This is a genomic window from Nostoc sp. UCD121, from assembly GCF_014222285.1.
Classification (GTDB): Bacteria; Cyanobacteriota; Cyanobacteriia; order Cyanobacteriales; family Nostocaceae; genus Nostoc.
Window position 1 is genome coordinate 1 of the sequence record NZ_JACKZS010000020.1, and the last position, 17,622, is coordinate 17,622.

A 17,622-nucleotide genomic window follows, 5' to 3' on the forward strand; every position below is an offset into this window, starting at 1 on the left:
TTGAACTCCGTTAATGAGTCTTTGAACTCCGTTAATGAGTCTTTGAACTCCGTTAATGAGTCTTTGAACTCCGTTAATGAGCCTTTGAACTCCTTTAATGAGCCTTTGAACTCCGTTAATGAGTCTTTGAACTCCGTTAATGAGTCTTTGATACTCGTTAATGAGTCTTTATGCTCTTATTGATGCTGTATGTTAATAAAATTATTGCTTAAACAACGCCCAAGCCAAAAACCTCTCGGTATGATACAACGCTAATTGATTGCTCACACCGTTGAAAACTGCGTCAAAAGCGTGTTCTGCCCAAGGAATTTGTAGAAAGACCGCAGTATTACCAGAGTTGTGTAAACTTTCATACATTTGTCTGCCAAATCGCGCTTCCACCAAATGGTCACGACTGCCGTAAATTAATAAAGTTGGTGGTAAAGGGTGCGTCAAGTAATTTATCGGTGAAGCAATTTTATACTGATTAGGCAATTCTTCTAATGAACCACCGAGAAATGCTTTTAAAACAGCGCGGGTGTTAATAGGATCGGGAACTGGTGGCGTTTTATATCCTTCAGGCAAGTTAACAGGCCCGTAATAGTTAATTACAGCCCGAATGGGTGGTGCATCTGGTTGATAAGCCGCTAGCATTGCTAGGTGCGCTCCCGCCGAACGTCCTATAAGTACCATCCGTTCTGGATCGGCTTCATAACTTGCTGCATTTTTGCGAATAAAATTTAAGGCTGTACGCACGTCATCTAACTGAGTTGGAAACTGATATTTAGGTGCGTGTCGATAGTCGATCGCAAATACTGTATATCCCTGATAAGCGATATATTGATTAAACTCAGAATTGGCATGAGGGTTTCCATATTGCCAAGCTCCACCATAAATTACTACCACTGCTGGATATTTCCCTGCCTCTGGAGGTTGGTAAACTTCCATTTTTAAAGGCACTCCCGCAGGAGAGGCAAAAAGAATATCTTTTTGATAACGGATTTTACCTAATGCAATACCCCGAAAAGAATTAACTAAATCAAAGGGATGGGTTTGCATTTTAGCCCTTACTTGGACTGGAATTTGCTCTAGATAATCCGTTCCCAAACCTTGCTTCATTGCTTTATCCATCTGCATTTGAGTCAGGGGAATATTTGCCAGCACCCATACACAAAGTAGCAATCCTATTGAACTGAAAATGCAAGATAAACGCCGTATTTTATAGCGGCGAATGCAGAAAAAAGAAAGCAATAAAGAGAATGAATTTAATAACAATAACCAAGGACTGACTTCTGGCGCTCCCACCGCTAGCGTGAGTAAAGACATATTTGGAGCCGGAAGAAGAATCCAAGAACTGAGAAATAGACTTGTAAAACTTAGTAATAATACAAGCCATGAAAAAACTATTTGGGGTTTGGGAAACATAAATTAGAATGCGGTAATAATGACTGCAAAGCAAATAAATTAGCCCTGGCGAATGGAATATCGCGGCTACACAAACATTCGCCCTTGGCGTTACCGTTAGCAATAAATAAGGGCAGAGGGCACAAGGAAATTTTGATTCCTGCCTCCTGCCTCCTACCTTCTTCAATTCTCTATCAACTTAAACCCAAATGCTTTTGCAAAGCTTGGCGCATTACTTCTACAGGAACATTTTCTTGCTGCAACCAAATTTTTAATGCTGCTACCCCTTGCTGGACTAGCATTTCTAAGCCATCGATGGCAATTGCACCTTGTTTTTCAGCTTGCTCTAGAAATTGCGTCGGCTTAGGGATATATATTAAATCGTAAGCGATCGCACCTGTTGGTAAATTCGCTATTTCCTCTCCACTCAAAGGCGACTCATCAACCTTGGGATACATTCCTATGGGGGTTGTGTTTACCAGCAGATTAGCTTGGGGAATTAGCTTTGAAAGTTCCTCCCATTGGTGAACTTGCAAATTTTCACTTATAGGTGAATTGCTCCAACTATCGCGGAATTCTTGTAATCTCTGCACATTCCGCCCAACAACATGAATTTTGGCAAAACCTAGTTGGTGACAACCTGCTACAACTGCTCTGGCTGCGCCACCATTGCCTAAAATTACTGCTATTTTCTGACTCCAATCTTGCTTATAGGTTGTCTGTAAAGGGGCGATAAATCCTTCTATATCTGTGTTTGTCCCCACCCATTGGTTATTTTGGCGACTAACTGTATTCACAGCCCCTATCATTTGAGCAAGAGGAGTAATTTCTGAGAGCAGGGGCATGATTGCCTGTTTGTGGGGGATTGTAACACTAAAGCCGACAACACCAATAGCGGCAAAGCCTGCGATCGCTACTTCTAAATTCTCTGGTGCTATGGGAAAGGGAAGATAAACATAATCTAATCCTAAATTAGCGATCGCAGCATTATGCATTGCTGGCGACAGCGAATGTTCTACCGGATGTCCAATTACCCCTAGCAGTTTAGTTTTACCTGTAATCAATTTGTCATTTGCCATTTGTCAATAAATCAGTAGTGATTTCTCCCTGCTAAATTCTTATAACGCAAGGATTCCAGTCTTTATTATCACTACATATTTACCCAATTCTCACACATCACGGGCTTTGAAAAAATTGTAAATGGCAAGCGCAATCGCTATAAGTAATACTGCATGAATTAAATTTCCAGCAATATGAAGTAATAATCCTAATGCCCAAAAAGCAACCAGTACAACAACAATACCCCAAAGTATGCCTAACATATATTTACTTTTAGTAAAGTGATTTTTATTTGTTCAGATATTTTATCGTCTAACTTGAGTTTTATCCTATCACCTGAAGATAGATTGGGAAATTTAAATCATCTTTCTTAAGAAGTAATTTGAAAGTATTTATTGTTTTTGAATAGCTAGATTTATATACTCATGCCATACAGGAGCGGCACTTTCAAAATTCAAAATTACAATCCCCATAAATAATTTTAGGGGCTTGTATCTTTTTCTTTTCAGGTCAAGGGTCAAAAGTCAAAAGCTAACCCTCTGCTCTACACTACAATTATTAAAGCTACTTAACAATTCTTTGAATCATGCAGGCAACTACAGCCCCAATTCCTGGTAAATATTGGCAGTGGCGTGGGCACAACGTTTACTATGTGCGTGCGGGAGAGAAGCAAGCGCAACGTCCGCCGTTGCTTTTGGTACATGGATTTGGTGCTTCCACAGACCACTGGCGCAAGAATATCACCGGATTGTGTCAAGATTTTGAAGTATTTGCGATCGATCTTTTAGGATTTGGGCGATCGGCAAAACCAAAATTGCAGTACAGTGGCGACTTGTGGCGCGATCAACTCCATGATTTTATCAGTGAAGTAATTGGTCAAAAAGCAGTATTAGCGGGTAATTCCCTTGGTGGCTACGCTGGCTTGTGTGTTGCAGCACAGCGTCCTGACAGTGCTGCTGGTTTAGTTTTACTCAATAGCGCCGGGCCTTTTAGCGAAAGGCAGCCGACACCTGAGCCTGAAGCTTTACAATCAGAAATTCAGCCTCCCAAACAATCGGCTAATTTGCAAAAACTTCTTGGTGACGGCACTAAGTGGATTTTTCAACAACCTTTAGCCCAGTTTTTGTTATTTCAGTACGTGCGACAACGTTGGGTAATTCGCCAAACTCTAGAAAAAGTTTATCTTGACAAGAGTGCCATTACAGACCAATTAATAGAAGAAATTTCTCGCCCTGCTTACGATCCTGGTGCGTTGGATGTGTTTGTTTCAGTCTTTAGCACTCCTCAAGGGGAAAAAGTTGATGTGCTACTAAAGCAATTAACTTGTCCTCTATTAATGTTGTGGGGAGAAGCTGACCCTTGGATGAATGCTAGAGAACGTTCTCAAAAATTTCGTCAATATTATCCTGAACTCAGGGAACACTTTTTAACAGCCGGTCATTGTCCCCATGATGAAGTACCGGATAGAGTAAATCAACTTTTAGGCGACTGGGTTTTGTCTATCAACAATTAATACTAACCTCTCACTGTCTTGAACTTGACTAAAGTGTGTCCCTCTCCGATTCCGAGAAGGATAAATTTTAGGTAGTCAAACCAGGGAGAGGTCTTTTTATCTTTGGGAAAGTTTGCAACGAACTGGCTCCCCTTCTTCCTTATTTAAAACAATCCCTCCGATTCAGCGAATGTACGCAAACGTGGTATACACTGGCGCTGATAAAAACTGCTTAACGTCGGAATTGACAAGCTAAACTCCTCAGATAATTCTTTCCAGCTAACTTCAGGAGGCAGGCGTTTAAGAATTAACACCTGACAATTCACATCTGGTCGTCCTTTAATACAAGTACGGCGCAGTTCTCCTTCAGAATCGGTCTGAGCCCATGTTTCCAAGTCTTCCAGAATGGGAGGTGCTTGGGGGCTAGCGGGGAGGTTATCTATAGGATCAATTGTTTCGCTTGTTCCACCCGATGTAGACTGACGAACCCGAAGAGGCACTGTGGTGGCTTGTTCCCGGTTCTGGTTAATGTAAAAGTCTTGTAGTCTACGTTTTAGGTAAGCATTTAGCCAGGTGATGATACTTCCATAATTGGGGTCATAGATTTGACCAGTCAAGCCATCACAAACATTGCGGCAGAAATATAACCAAGTTTGTTGTAGTGCATCTTGATAGTAGGGAGTACCCTCTCTCCAGAGTCTATTTGCTGTCAAGCGAATAATTTGCGTGAGCAGCTTCTGACGCTGAGGACTTCCAAGTGGGTGTCCACAGGCTTCGGTAACTAAGCGGCGTAGCTGTTCATCGAATTGAACCATGACAATCTTGAGGCAGAAAGCAAGAATATCTTAAGTATTGCGTATAACAACGCCACAAAAAATTACCTTTCATCAAAATGCTGGGAATGGGGAATGGGCAAGAGGACTTGGGGACAAGGAGAATTGGGGACAAGGGGAAAGGCTTGTTTCAAGTTCTCACCTCTTGTCCCCTTGTCTCCCCTACCTCCTTGCTTCTTCTTCAGTCCTCAGTCGACTTAATATAATCCCAGCCAAGAAAATAAATTTTCCCACCAGGAATATGTCAGATTACCAACACTCAGTTTCATCTTGTTGCGAATGTCTTGGATCTTCCAATTTGTGAGTTTAGCCAGAGTTTGCGCCTCTTGTTCAAAACGCTTGGGCAAAGACCGCTTATATTCTCTACCCGCCTGACATTTGAGTTCTCCTTGGAACGGATGTTGTAAAACATAACGCCCTTGGAAAAATTCACTGTTAGCAGTTTGTTGGAATATCAAGTCTTCAGGGAATTTGTCGCGGGTGTAACGGACATGCAATCGGGAGATGAAGACGCTACTGTTTGGAAAGGGACGACGAAAGCGTGGGGATACTGGTACATTACTTCCAGAATTATCATCTAGCCAAAATACGCCTGCTTGCTTAAGCTCATCTGGGGTTAGAGGATCGGCAGAACAGGGATCGCAACTACTCATATTCCAAGCGTATTCTAGAAAACCAACTTTCTTGTTTTCTTTGGTGTAGGCAGTTTGAAACATTGATTTGTAGAAATCACCAAATTCATCTTTGACAAACAAGGGAACGTTTGTGTCAGAGGGGATTTTCACCGTCCGATAGTTAGTGATTTCTGCCTGTCCTTGGGGCGAGAGGATGTAGACAATCAAATCTTGCTCTGTCGTGGCATTGATCATGCCTAAACGAATCGGCAACATGAACTTGGGTGACTGGTAGGAAATTTGTAGCGGACGAAGGAACTGGTAGCCAGATTTCTCGAATTTATCTAAGTTTACTTTGGCAACAAAGAATTTCATTGAGGAGCGGATATAGGGTTTTAGTAACTGTTTCGCACCTCTAGGAATTTTATAGCCACTGCGTTGGAGCCAAGTTTCTAGCCCGCCAGATTCTTTAGCACTAAGGATCACGATGTCGTATTCGCCGACGTTGAAACGTGCTTCAACTGTTACACCCAAACTAGCATCACTGCTTCTCTTACGCGCTGACTCATTGCTTGCTGCTGGCGCTGGTGCTGCTGATAATTCTTGGGGGTAAACTGGGGCACAAGGATCTGGATCAAAATATTCAACCAATCGCGGCGCACTAAAAGCATCTAAGCGTTCGATAATCTTAGTTTCAGTCACACGAACTTGTTCTTTTTGCAGCACCGTTGGCACTGGTACTACCATCGCAAAATCTTTAACTTCGCCTTGAAAATCGTTTGCCATTGTTAGGACGGTGCGATCGCCATCTCGCGCTATCACCACCTGAGAAGCTTTGTTATACAGTTTTGTATCAGCTTTAGCTACATAAAATCCACAAAATGCCCAAGCTGCTGGTGCAAAGCAGAAAACAGCTACGATTGCCAACAATAATGGCGTTAAAATTCGAAAAAATTTCATTATTTTATACCTCTATTTTTTTAATGTTGAGAGACGTTACATTGCAATGTCTCTACATCTGTTTCTCTTTCTTGCCAAGAAAACCTTGGGGCTAACCAGAGAACATCTATCAGGATGGTCAATGGCGCAAGGGCAAACAGCGCCCAGAAAACTGCTGTGGAAATAAAGAAATAATTCCGCAGAATAAAAGTTAATCCGGCGATGCAGATTGCCCAAACTACACGCCCAATTCGGGAATTGGGAATCGATCGCGGATCTGTAATCATAAATAGGGCAAACAGCAGCAAAGACCCACTCATCAATCGATGCCAGTAAACATCCCAAGTCCAACCCAGCCAAAGATTACGAATCGCCTCTAGCAAGGCGTAGGAACCTAAAAAAGCTGCTGTGGTGTCCCAGCGACCAACGCGCTGTAAAATCATGCCGCCAGTGCCGGCAAATAATAGCCCATACCACCACTCTTCACCCCATTGTCCAGGTGAAACCCAAGCATCGGGGGTCAAAATCAAGGCAGATATGATGCCAAAATTGGTAGGATTAAAGAAATGCTTATCGCCGACTTGGAAGATAAATTTGCTAGCGATCGCAATTGCTGCGGCTATTGCCATTGTCGTCCAGCAATCAGCCCGCAATAGCAGTCCCAGTCCTAGAGAGGTAATTAAAGCACTGCGGAGATTTGCCATTTGTTCTTTGCCAGTCACTAATGACAATATCCATTGGGTTGCTAGACTTGTGGCGATCGCTACCCCAATTAACTCTGGCCGCAGCGTCCAATCTCTTGTACCGATTCCCAATACTAGGAACAAGCCGAGAAATAGAATTTGATAATCTCGTATATCTTTGAGCAACATTAATCCTTCAATACCGGGATTACCCGTAGATTTGTCATCAATCTAGACGAGTGCTAGCTCAAATAGTAATCCTGTTACAGATTTTGTTACAAAGACTGACTTACCAGATGTAAATTACCATTTAAGAACTTGTCGCAGACATCGTAGTTTCGCAAGCAACACCTATAAAAAGTTGTCAGCAGCAGATAAACGCAAATGCAGCTAGCTCCTCTGTTCCCAATTTTCTATCGCATTCTCCAACCGAGTTTTCCCAATTGCCTTTGGGGTGGAAATCCCCATACTAAAGCGATCGCATTAACGTTTGATGATGGGCCCCATCCTCAATACACACCCGAAGTTTTGGCAGTATTGGATCGCTACAACATTACAGCTAGTTTTTTTTGGTTGGGTGTTTGCGTCAACCGTTCACCAGCGATCGCCAAAGCTGTTAGCGATCGCGGCCACTGGATCGGATTGCATGGCTACGATCATCGCTCTTTTCCCATGCTTTCCCTCAATGAATTGAAGGATAGTTTAGAAAAAACCCAAGTTGCCATCTACAATGCCTGCAATCTACAACCCGAACAAGTAAGGGATGTCCGTCCCCCCAATGGTTTATTTACACCTGCTACTTTAAAATTGTTTTCCCAGTGGAATTACCGTTCAGTTATGTGGAGCGTTGTACCAGAAGATTGGGTACGACCAGGGATCACCACTGTGGTAGAGCGAATTATGCAGCAGGTCAAAAATGGTTCTTTGATTGTCTTACATGATGGTGCTTGCGGTGGACAAGATGTTGCTGCCACAATCCAAATTCTCATTCCGCAACTGCTACAACAAGGTTATGAGTTTGTAACTGTTGATACTCTATGGCAGCAAGCTAAGACTGAGTAAATGGGGATTTCAGCAACTTGTTGGGAAGATTTCAAGATAAATTATGGCAAAGCATTTTCCTATCATTGAGGTTCCCCCAGATGCTCCTGAGGATATTGAGGATTTGGGAACAAAAGAAAAGTTCTGGTTCCATCACCAGGATTTAGGTCTTTGTCTCTACAAGAAAGCTAGACCAAATACAGGAGAAGATTGGTCAGAGAAGATTGCATCTGAGTTGTCCGATTTACTAGAGCTACCCCATGCTGATTATGAACTAGCTACATTTAATAGCGAGAGAGGAACTATTTCACCATCATTTTTACCTGAAGATAAAAGTGTACCTGAAGAGGAAAGGGTTCCCCTTAGTAGGCTTACCCTTGGCAACGAGATTCTAGCGGGAGTAGTGTCTAACTATCCAAAATACTCAAAAAACCCATCTCAACACACAATCGATATTGTATTTAATGCTATTGGAGATTCTTCGGTAAATCTGCCTCTCAATTGGACACCACCGCATGGCATTATGACTGCCGTGCATACTTTTGTTGGATACTTATTGTTAGATGCTTGGATAGGCAACTCTGATCGACACCATGAAAACTGGGCTGTCATCAGTTTGGAAGAGAAAATTTATTTAGCACCAACTTATGACCATGCCTCTAGCATGGGTAGGGAATTGCTAGATGAAAAACGACATTTAAAGCTTAACAATAAATCTGTCGCGGGGTATGCGGAAAAATGTAATTCTGTACTTTATGCTAGTGTTGATGATAGAAAACCTCTCAAGGCTGTTGATGCGTTTCGTGAAGCTCAACAGCGTTATCCAAATGCAGCAAGAGTATGGTTGGATAATTTAGCAAGGGTGTCAAGCAATGATACGTTAGATATTTGTAGGCGTATCCCATCAGAACGCATATCGCAAACAGCAATTGAATTTGCACAGAAAATATTAGAATTCAATCAAAGCAGGCTACTGAAACTGCAAGACACCCTACTATGAAAACATTGTTTTTAGCTTGGCAAGATCCGAAAAGTCGTGCTTGGTTTCCCATTGGTCGATTAACCTTTGATAATATTAAATACCAGTTTATTTACACGTATGGTGCTACAGAAGCTCAAGTCAAGTGTGGGTTTCAACCATTGATCTCTTTTCCCGACTTCAAGGAAGTATACACATCAGTTGAATTGTTTCCCTTGTTCTCCAATCGATTAATGCGACGTTCTCGCCCCGATTATAAAAATTATATTGAGTGGCTAAATATCCCTCATGATGAGGATGAGCCAATTACTATTCTTGCTCGTAGTGGTGGGCGCAAAGTAACGGATAATTTTGAAGTCTTCCCCTGCCCAGAGCCAAATGACAATGGTTTATACCATATCCATTTTTTTGCACACGGTGTGCGGCACTTTCCCGCTTGTGCAATGGAACGAATTAGTCAATTACAAACGGGTGAGCTTTTATATTTAGCTAACGAATTTCAAAATCCCCATGACCCACGTGCATTGCTTTTATGTACTGAGGATCATTACATCGTAGGTTATTGTCCTCGGTATATTGTGGACGATGTTTTTAAACTCAAGAGCAAAAATCCTGAACTTGTAAAGGTACATGTTGAGCGCGTTAATCCAGCACCAACTCCTCTCCAACTACGTTTATTATGCAATATGACCGCAGAATGGCATAATAATTTTCGCCCATTTTCTAGTCGGGAATATCAGCCTTTGGCGGCTGATATCCCAGTGGCTTATATTAGTTCCTAAAGTTGATGTGAGGCTAGAAAAGCTTCAACTTCAGCATCTGTTGGTTGGGAAGCGATCGCGCCTGGTTTAATGGTAGTTAGTGCCCCAACAGCACTGGCATAAGTGACGATGCGTTTTGCAGTTTCAGCATCCCGCAAGCTGTGGATGCCGTAATGGCTCAACTGGTGGATGAATCCTGCCAAAAAGCTATCTCCTGCACCAGTCGTATCAACTACGGGGATGGAAAAGGAAGGTAATTTGCCTTCGTTCTCACCCAGACAGTAAGTACAACCGTTTTCACCATCTGTTACTAATACTCCTTCAATTGAAGCCAAGCGGTAAGTAATGGCTCCAGGATCTGCGGTTTCAAATAGCCATTCAGCTTCTTCTTTGGAGAGTTTGAGAAAATCTACTCGCTTAAATAATTCTGGAATTTTTTGATGAGCAATTTTTGGCTCGTCCCAAAATACAGGCCGCCAATTGATATCTAGGACAATCTTCAGATCGTAATGTTCTGCTAACTCTAGGGCGCGGTAAATTGCCTGTTCACTTTCAGGATAGGCTAATTCCAAAGTACCCAAAACCAGAAAATCTGCCTCTTGAAACAGCGCATCTGGCAATTGTTTGGCTTGCAAGCGAGTATCGGCAAATTCTGCGGTGTCATACTGACCAAATCCAGCGAAGGTGCGATCGCCAGCCAGATCCCGTGTAACATAAACCTGCCGCGTTGGTGCTGTAGGGTGGCGTTGTACCCCAGTCGTATCTACACCTACATCTTGTAATAGCTTGACCAGTGCATTTCCTGGTTCATCTTCACCAACGGCTCCGATAAATCCTGCTGTCGTCCCCAGCTTGACTAAAGCACAGGCTACATTAGCTGGTGCCCCTCCTGGATAGGGAGTCCAGGATTTAACTTCTTCCAGCTTTAACCCTAATTGATCGGCTAAACAATCAAACAAAATTTCACCGAGGCACAAAACACGGGAATTGCTCATTTCATTTTAGATTTGAGATTTCGATTTTGGATTAAGAATTTACAGTATAAAATCTACAACAATTTTTGCTAATTTGTCGCCAGTTCTTCATAGAATTAAATAGCAATTTTTATTACTCCATAACATCTATATGCTTCTAATTACCGCCGAAACCATCTAAATATTTATACTAGAGTGTAGACAAAAACAAGTGTCGTATAATACTTATATATTGTCATGATTTATATTCTTGCCAACTTGAAATCCAAAGAAAATATTGACAATAGTGTTACTGCTAATACTTGAAACCCCTACCAACAAAAGAATCTTCTAGAATTAAAAAGAGTGATTAAGTAGATATACCAAAGGAGGATAGAAATAGTCATGGCTGGTGGCAAGTCTGAGACCCCCGTTAGTCTGTCAGACAGAGAACTGCAAATTATCGACCTAGTGGCCGCTGGCTTAACTAACCAAGAGATTGCAGGTAAACTGGAGATTAGCAAGCGTACAGTTGATAACCATATCAGCAATATTCTGACCAAGACTGAGACCGAAAATCGAGTAGCTCTTGTCCGCTGGGCCTTACAGTGGGGCAAAGTCTGCTTAAATGATGTCAATTGCTGTCTTCTCCCTAACCAGATCGAATAAACAATTTACTAGTAGCAACGTAATTGCTATGGTCTGGTAGAATTGCAAGCCAATTTTGAGGTTGACTGATTGTTTCCCTCCTCACGCCTAAGTTTTCAGTGTGAACGCTCTACCAAAAGTTCCGAGTCCTTCACTCAGCCGGAGTTTATGTTAGTGGAGCCAGCTGACCCTCGGACTCGGAAACATATAACTAAAGAATTCCTTTCCACATTCAGCAGAACAGATGTAGGACTGGAGAAGAAGCGAGGGAGCAGGGAGCAAGGAAGAAAAGTTTTCCCCTCAGCAAGAGCAGCACCCCGCCCCTCTGCCTCTTTTCAATGCCCAATGCCCCATACTTGATACCCAAGCTCAACAATCAACCATAAAAATTAGCAACAATTCAGTAGTGCAAGCGTTACATTTGAGAGAAATCTATATTGCTCCATCGGCTTGGAGAGTGGTGTTCCAATGAATACTTCTGCTTCTTTTCAGGGTGGCTCGTCTCCCTTTGATTTTTTTAACTTTGATCTTAGGGCACCTGTATCTGAAAAAGTTCCGAACCCAGAATACCGTGCCTTAGACTTTCCGCAACCCACACAAGATGCTGACCTACTCAGGCAGCTATCATTTATTCCAGGGTTGAAAGAAATTTTGATGATCCGGCAAGTTCACGCCTTAGAACACGCTACTGTTTGGGTTCTTAGTGATTCACAAAGTGCCCAACCTGCTAAAGGAAAAGCTACTAACGTTCAACCAGATAATGAACTATTAGGCGGTTTGTCTACTGAGCATGGATTTTACCTTTATGGTGAAGTAAATATTAGTGATTTGCGGCGTGCGGTAGCACTTGCTCGACATCGCCTTACAAATGGAGAATGGGATTTAGCTGTACATCCCCGTTGCGGCACAAATTTATCGGTAGCAATGCTCTTAACAGCTGGACTAGCTGTTGGTGTACATCTGTTACTACCATTTCGGCCAATCGAGCAACTTATAGGTTTGGGGTTAGCAGCGACGACAGCCGCTGAACTCGCACCTGATTTAGGTTTTATGGCCCAGCGTTACCTAACAACAGCAATTCCTTTTAACCTAGCAATTGAAAATATTACCCGTACACGCGACGTTTGGGGGCGTGACGCACATTTTGTTAAAGTGGGTTGGCAAGAATGAGAGGGAGCAAGGGGCAAGGTGGCAAGGGGGAAATAGGTAATGTTATTCTCCCCAATTCCCAATTCCCAATTCCTTAAATAAATAAAATTATGAGAAAACTTTACTTCTTACTCCCCGGTACAGATGGCAAATTTGCCTGTGGTGGTCTTTGGGCTGAGTTAAAAGCACTTAATCTGGCTCAGAATTTCTGTAGTGCTGATGTTGTAACTTACCGTCAGCGAGAAAAAGATAAGCTTTTTATTGATGATTTACTAAAAGAGAAAAATTTAAATGATGTAATTTTTGTCATTAGTTGGGGATTTGATATAGCTCAACTCGTGGCTAAACTTAAGCAATACAATGTGGTTTACCATGCACATAGTGCAGGTTATCCATTTAGACTACCTGCGAGTATTCCGATTGTTACTGTTAGCCGCTATACAATGGGATATTGGGGAGAAAAATCACCTAATTCTCTGATTTATTATTTGCCCAATCAAATTTCTGATGAGTTTCAAAATTTAGGTCTGGAACGGGATATTGATGTTTTAGTCCAGGCTCGAAAATCTTCTGAGTATTTAATTAAAGAATTGATTCCAGCGTTGCAAAAACGTTGTAAAGTATTGGTTGTTGATTCATACATAGAGGATTTACCCGGACTATTTAACCGAGCTAAGGTTTACCTCTATGATTCGGCTGAGTACTGGGCACAGCAGGGCGTTAGTGAAGGCTTTGGTCTACAACCAATGGAAGCTCTTGCCTGTGGCTGTCAAGTATTTTCTAGTGTTAACGGAGGACTGGCAGATTACTTAGATCCTGGATTTAATTGCTATAAAATTGCTGGATATTCTCAAGAATATGATGTGCAACGTATTCTAAAAGTGATTGATTCTTCAGCAGCTTTTAGTTTATCTGAAGATTTTTTCACCGAGCATCGGACTGAAAATATTATTAAGCGCTTCCAAGTTATTCTGGATGAGTTAAATGAGTTTTTCGATCACAAGATCCAACAGCCATCTAATATTAAGAGCTTGACGAGAATACGTAAGGCAAAATTACTCGCTCAGAGAATATATGGAAAGTTGAGGAAGAAATATTTTAAGTAATAGAAACGCACTACAGAGGCGCACAGAACACAGAGATAAGAGAGGAAATTGAATGAGTCGGCGGTTATTAGTTACTGGGGGCGCGGGGTTTATTGGGGCGAATTTTGTCCATCACTGGTGTCAGGTTTATCCAGATGACCGGGTGGTGGTGTTGGATGCGCTTACATACGCGGGGAATCGTCTCAATTTGGCGCTGGTTGAAGGAAGAGACAATTTTCGGTTTGTGCAGGGGGATATTTGCGATCGCACCATCATAGACAACCTATTATCAACTGAAAATATAGATACTATCGCCCATTTTGCTGCTGAATCTCATGTTGATCGTTCGATTCTTGGGCCGGCGGCTTTTGTGCAAACTAATGTGGTGGGAACTTTCACGCTGCTGGAAGCTTTTCGCCAATATTGGGAGGCTAAAGCACAGCCATCTGATTATCGTTTCCTACACGTTTCGACTGATGAAGTCTACGGTAGTTTGGGCCCAGATGATGCGGCTTTTTCGGAAACGACACCTTACGCTCCTAATAGTCCCTATTCAGCTTCCAAAGCTGGTAGCGATCACTTAGTCAGGGCTTATTATCATACTTATAAACTTCCCACCATTATCACAAATTGCTCTAATAATTACGGGCCTTATCAATTCCCCGAAAAGCTAATTCCGCTAATGTGCATCAACACTTTAATAGGTAAACCATTACCTGTTTATGGCGATGGTAAAAATGTGCGGGATTGGCTTTATGTGGTCGATCATTGTCGTGCTTTGGATGTGGTAATCAATCATGGCCAACCAGGGGAAACCTACAATATTGGTGGCAACAATGAGGTGGAAAATCTCAACCTGGTGCAGCTTTTGTGTGAAATGATGGATGAATTAGCACCTGATTTACCAGTACGTCCAGCAAAGGAGTTGATTACTTTTGTCAAGGATAGACAGGGACACGACAGGAGATATGCGATTAATGCAAACAAAATTAAAACTCAGCTTGGTTGGACACCTTCTGTAACGATTGCTGAGGGTTTACGTTTAACTGTTGAATGGTATCTCAATCATCGTGATTGGTGGGAACCTCTGCTGTCTGCAGAATATCAAGCTTACTATCGCAAAAATTATCTCATTCCCACAATTTCTCTAGATAATGACTATCCTTGAATATAAGGGAATCAGATCGGCGTAAACTGCCAGCAGGTGTAAGATGCTGCAACCAGAACAGATATTACAAGATCGTTATCAAATCCAACACCAACTTGGTAACAATGGAATTCGTCAAACTTGGCTTGCAAAGGATTTACAAGCCTCTGATGGCGAAAATTCGACCGTTGTGGTCAAACTTTTAGCCTTTGGCGGTACTATACAGTGGGATGATTTAAAACTTTTTGAGAGGGAAGCACAAATTCTTAAAACAATAAGTCATCCCCGCATTCCTAGATATATAGATTATTTTTGTATCGACGATCGCACTCTCTGGTTTGGCTTAATACAAGAATATATTCCTGGTGAATCGCTTAAAGAAAAACTTGCTCTTGGCAAAAGGTTTAGTGAAAAGCGAGCGAGAAAAATCGCCGGTGAGATTTTAAATATTCTCATGTATCTACATGAGTTAAATCCAGGGGTGTTACATAGAGATATAAAACCGAGTAATTTAATTTGGGGCGAAGATAATCGGATTTATTTGGTTGATTTTGGCGCAGTTCAAGATAAAGCAGCAAGAGAAGGCGTTACTTTCACCGTTGTGGGTACTTATGGTTATGCCCCAATGGAACAATTTGGTGGTCGAGCAGTTCCAGCTTCAGACCTCTATGCACTGGGTGCGACTCTGATTCATTTGCTGACTGGGACTTGCCCCTCTGATTTACCTCAGCAGGATTTGCGACTGCAATTTGCAGACCGAGTTAATCTCAGTCCCAGTTTTGTCAGTTGGCTACAAAAGTTAATAGAACCCGCTCCCGAACAACGATTTCCTGATGCTCGCCAAGCGCTGAATGCTCTCAAATCTGGTCTAGCTGTGAAATCTGCAAACAGAAGTCAGCTTTTACCGTTAAGAGAAATAATTAACAATTCTGGATGCGGCATAAGTAATCAAAATGAAACAGTCCCAGAGGAAATTCTTGGTTGGAACTGGGGCGCATTTCTCATGCCTTGGTTGTGGATGTGGCCGAATCAGGTATGGTATGGGCTATTCTGTTTTGTACCACATGGTTGGTGGTTAATGGCGATCGCACTCGGTGCCAAAGGCAATGAATGGGCTTGGAAAAGTAGGCAGTGGCGCAGTATTGAACAATTCAAAGCCCATCAAAGAGGCTGGGCGATCGCTGGTATTCTAATTGGAGCGCCTATTAGTATTATGCTGTGGGTTCGAGCGATCGCTTTGCTCAAAGCTGCATTTTAGTTGGGAATTGGGAATTGAGAATGGGGAATGGGGAATTGGGAAAGAGGGGTCAGAAGTTCTTTAATTTTGAATTTTGAATTTTGAATTTTGAATTGTGAATTGATTTCTCCCCTGCCCCTTTTCCCCTTGCTTCTTTCTAACCGCTTACTTGTGATTCAACTACACCTACGGGACAAGAAACATTTGTCCCTCCTAAACCACAATACCCATTAGGATTTTTAGCCAGGTATTGCTGATGGTAGTCTTCTGCGTAGTAGAACTCAGGTGCATCTAAGATTTCTGTAGTAATCTTGCCATAACCTGCGCTATTGAGAGCTTGCTGATAAGCTTCTCGCGATGCTTCTGCTAGCTGCTTTTGGCTTTCAGAATATACATAAATTCCCGAACGGTATTGAGTGCCAGCATCATTACCTTGGCGCATCCCTTGGGTAGGATTGTGGCTTTCCCAAAAGACTTTGAGCAGTTCAGAATAACTAATTATTTTGGGATCAAACACAACCAACACCACTTCATTGTGACCGGTTCGCCCACTACATACCTCTTCATAAGTGGGGTTGGGTGTAAATCCAGCAGCGTAACCCACTGCGGTGGTGTAAACTCCTTTAAGTTGCCAGAATTTGCGTTCTGCACCCCAAAAACAGCCCAAGCCAAAAATTGCCTTCTCTAATCCATCGGGATAAGGAGCTTTTAAAGGATTCTTGTTGACATAATGAGCAGCAGGTACTGGCATAGACTGTGCCCTTCCTGACAAAGCTTCTTCTGGTGTGGGCATAACTTGCTTTTTGCCAAATCCGAATAGTGCCATTGATTTTGACTCTGATATATATCTTTACCTTATTTACTATTGTAAAGATTCTTGCGATCGCTTGGGGTTTTCTCTTAAGTCCTGATCGGCTTGTGTTGACCTTGTGGTGCTAGTCCATGCTATTCATCATTATGAATACTTTTCAAGAGTAAGTAATCGTCAGAAGTACTCATGGATAAAATACCAAAAATTGATCGTCAAAGGGAGCATCAAGCGAACGAACGTACTTTTCTAGCTTGGCTACGTACTTCTATTTCATTGATTGGTTTTGGTTTTGCTATTGCGCGATTTGGTATATTTCTGCAACAGCTAAATATTGCTATTACTCAACAAGAAACTAGGCTAAATCCATTATCTAACTCGGAAAATTTGGGTGTTGCTTTAGTAGTTTTTGGAATTTTGGTTGTTGCATTAGCCGCGTGGCGATACAACCAAGTTTTCTGGCAAATTGAACAAGCAGATTATAAACCAAATAGGATCATCGTTTGGATAATGACTGGAGTAGTAATTGTTTTGGGACTTCTCAGTATTCCTTTGCTCTTAAGGCGTGATAAAGTCCTTCCTCGCTCTCCTTTTCCGACTCAACCACAGTCTCGAAATTTTCAAAGTTCAACCCCAAAGTTCAATATTAAAAAGGGGACAATTACTACTAAATACAAACAGATATATTATAATAAGATCCCTGAATTCTTAAAGAAGTCGGGGATCTAAGCCTTGCCAAAGCAAAAGACACTTAATTAGCAGTGAGTAGGTCGGCGAAATTAAAGCTAACTGGCTAAGGCTGCCCTTTGTC

Annotated in this window: 17 protein-coding genes and 1 pseudogene; 10 read left to right on the plus strand and 8 right to left on the minus strand. The window is 42.1% G+C overall.

Going from position 1 to position 17,622, the window contains the following annotated elements; all coding sequences use genetic code 11:
* Window positions 1-201: 201 nt before the first annotated feature.
* The 3 genes from GNF10_RS06760 to GNF10_RS06770 all read right to left on the minus strand — a co-directional run bounded on the left by GNF10_RS06760 (window position 202) and on the right by GNF10_RS06770 (window position 2,705).
* Window positions 202-1,404, minus strand: coding sequence for an alpha/beta hydrolase (locus GNF10_RS06760; protein ID WP_185580533.1), 1,203 nt, complete (start codon window positions 1,402-1,404; stop codon window positions 202-204).
* A 173-nt stretch (window positions 1,405-1,577) separates the two neighbouring features.
* Window positions 1,578-2,462: a shikimate dehydrogenase gene (locus GNF10_RS06765; RefSeq protein WP_185580532.1), complete on the minus strand. Its 885-nt coding sequence runs from the start codon at window positions 2,460-2,462 to the stop codon at window positions 1,578-1,580.
* A gap of 90 nt (window positions 2,463-2,552) precedes the next feature.
* Entirely contained in the window at window positions 2,553-2,705 is a 153-nt protein-coding gene (locus GNF10_RS06770; protein ID WP_185580531.1) for a lmo0937 family membrane protein, read from the minus strand.
* 323 nt (window positions 2,706-3,028) lie between these two features.
* Here GNF10_RS06770 and GNF10_RS06775 point away from each other — a divergent pair, with 323 nt between their 5' ends.
* Window positions 3,029-3,955 carry an alpha/beta fold hydrolase gene (locus tag GNF10_RS06775; protein ID WP_185586711.1) on the plus strand — a complete coding sequence of 309 codons (927 nt, stop codon included), beginning with the start codon at window positions 3,029-3,031 and terminating at the stop codon, window positions 3,953-3,955.
* 143 nt (window positions 3,956-4,098) lie between these two features.
* Here GNF10_RS06775 and GNF10_RS06780 read toward each other — a convergent pair whose 3' ends face one another.
* The 3 genes from GNF10_RS06780 to GNF10_RS06790 form a co-directional block, all read right to left on the minus strand.
* Complete coding sequence (locus GNF10_RS06780) at window positions 4,099-4,749, minus strand: sigma-70 family RNA polymerase sigma factor (protein ID WP_185586712.1); 651 nt, start codon at window positions 4,747-4,749, stop codon at window positions 4,099-4,101.
* Between the two features lie 215 nt (window positions 4,750-4,964).
* Window positions 4,965-6,341, minus strand: a complete 1,377-nt coding sequence (locus GNF10_RS06785; protein WP_185586713.1) for a DUF2330 domain-containing protein — start codon at window positions 6,339-6,341, stop codon at window positions 4,965-4,967.
* Between the two features lie 20 nt (window positions 6,342-6,361).
* Window positions 6,362-7,192 carry an RnfABCDGE type electron transport complex subunit D gene (locus tag GNF10_RS06790; protein ID WP_185586714.1) on the minus strand — a complete coding sequence of 277 codons (831 nt, stop codon included), beginning with the start codon at window positions 7,190-7,192 and terminating at the stop codon, window positions 6,362-6,364.
* 195 nt (window positions 7,193-7,387) lie between these two features.
* On the opposite strand from GNF10_RS06790, the gene GNF10_RS06795 reads away from it, so the two are divergent.
* Genes GNF10_RS06795 through GNF10_RS06805 form a run of 3 tightly spaced genes read left to right on the plus strand, consistent with a single transcriptional unit; the run spans window position 7,388 to window position 9,805 of the window.
* Complete coding sequence (locus tag GNF10_RS06795; RefSeq protein WP_185586715.1) at window positions 7,388-8,065, plus strand: polysaccharide deacetylase family protein; 678 nt, start codon at window positions 7,388-7,390, stop codon at window positions 8,063-8,065.
* Window positions 8,066-8,108: 43 nt separating this feature from the next.
* A complete protein-coding gene (locus GNF10_RS06800) occupies window positions 8,109-9,044 on the plus strand; it encodes a HipA-like protein (protein ID WP_185586716.1) in 936 nt (311 codons plus the stop codon).
* Window positions 9,041-9,805, plus strand: a complete 765-nt coding sequence (locus GNF10_RS06805) for an HIRAN domain-containing protein (protein WP_185586717.1) — start codon at window positions 9,041-9,043, stop codon at window positions 9,803-9,805. The genes GNF10_RS06800 and GNF10_RS06805 overlap by 4 nt, the downstream gene beginning before the upstream one ends.
* Here GNF10_RS06805 and GNF10_RS06810 read toward each other — a convergent pair.
* Window positions 9,802-10,779, minus strand: a complete 978-nt coding sequence (locus tag GNF10_RS06810; RefSeq protein ID WP_012410582.1) for a carbohydrate kinase — start codon at window positions 10,777-10,779, stop codon at window positions 9,802-9,804. The two genes, GNF10_RS06805 and GNF10_RS06810, sit on opposite strands and share 4 nt — an antisense overlap.
* A 363-nt stretch (window positions 10,780-11,142) precedes the next feature.
* Here GNF10_RS06810 and GNF10_RS06815 point away from each other — a divergent pair, with 363 nt between their 5' ends.
* From GNF10_RS06815 to GNF10_RS06835, 5 genes are all read left to right on the plus strand, one after another.
* Window positions 11,143-11,406: a helix-turn-helix transcriptional regulator gene (locus GNF10_RS06815; RefSeq protein WP_012410583.1), complete on the plus strand. Its 264-nt coding sequence runs from the start codon at window positions 11,143-11,145 to the stop codon at window positions 11,404-11,406.
* 447 nt (window positions 11,407-11,853) lie between these two features.
* Window positions 11,854-12,555 (plus strand): DUF6391 domain-containing protein, encoded by a 702-nt coding sequence (locus tag GNF10_RS06820; RefSeq protein ID WP_185586718.1) that lies wholly within the window; start codon window positions 11,854-11,856, stop codon window positions 12,553-12,555.
* An 89-nt stretch (window positions 12,556-12,644) separates the two neighbouring features.
* A complete protein-coding gene (locus tag GNF10_RS06825; protein ID WP_185586719.1) occupies window positions 12,645-13,640 on the plus strand; it encodes a glycosyltransferase in 996 nt (331 codons plus the stop codon).
* A 52-nt stretch (window positions 13,641-13,692) separates the two neighbouring features.
* Window positions 13,693-14,787 carry a dTDP-glucose 4,6-dehydratase gene (rfbB, locus tag GNF10_RS06830; RefSeq protein WP_185586720.1) on the plus strand — a complete coding sequence of 365 codons (1,095 nt, stop codon included), beginning with the start codon at window positions 13,693-13,695 and terminating at the stop codon, window positions 14,785-14,787.
* A gap of 43 nt (window positions 14,788-14,830) precedes the next feature.
* A complete protein-coding gene (locus GNF10_RS06835; RefSeq protein ID WP_185586721.1) occupies window positions 14,831-16,024 on the plus strand; it encodes a serine/threonine-protein kinase in 1,194 nt (397 codons plus the stop codon).
* A gap of 136 nt (window positions 16,025-16,160) precedes the next feature.
* Here the strand turns inward: GNF10_RS06835 and msrA are convergent, their stop codons facing one another.
* Window positions 16,161-16,829, minus strand: coding sequence for a peptide-methionine (S)-S-oxide reductase MsrA (gene msrA, locus GNF10_RS06840; RefSeq protein WP_185586722.1), 669 nt, complete (start codon window positions 16,827-16,829; stop codon window positions 16,161-16,163).
* Window positions 16,830-17,000: 171 nt separating this feature from the next.
* Between msrA and GNF10_RS06845 the strand changes: the two are divergent.
* Window positions 17,001-17,435: pseudogene (locus GNF10_RS06845) on the plus strand (YidH family protein); the annotation flags it as partial.
* Window positions 17,436-17,622: the final 187 nt, after the last annotated feature.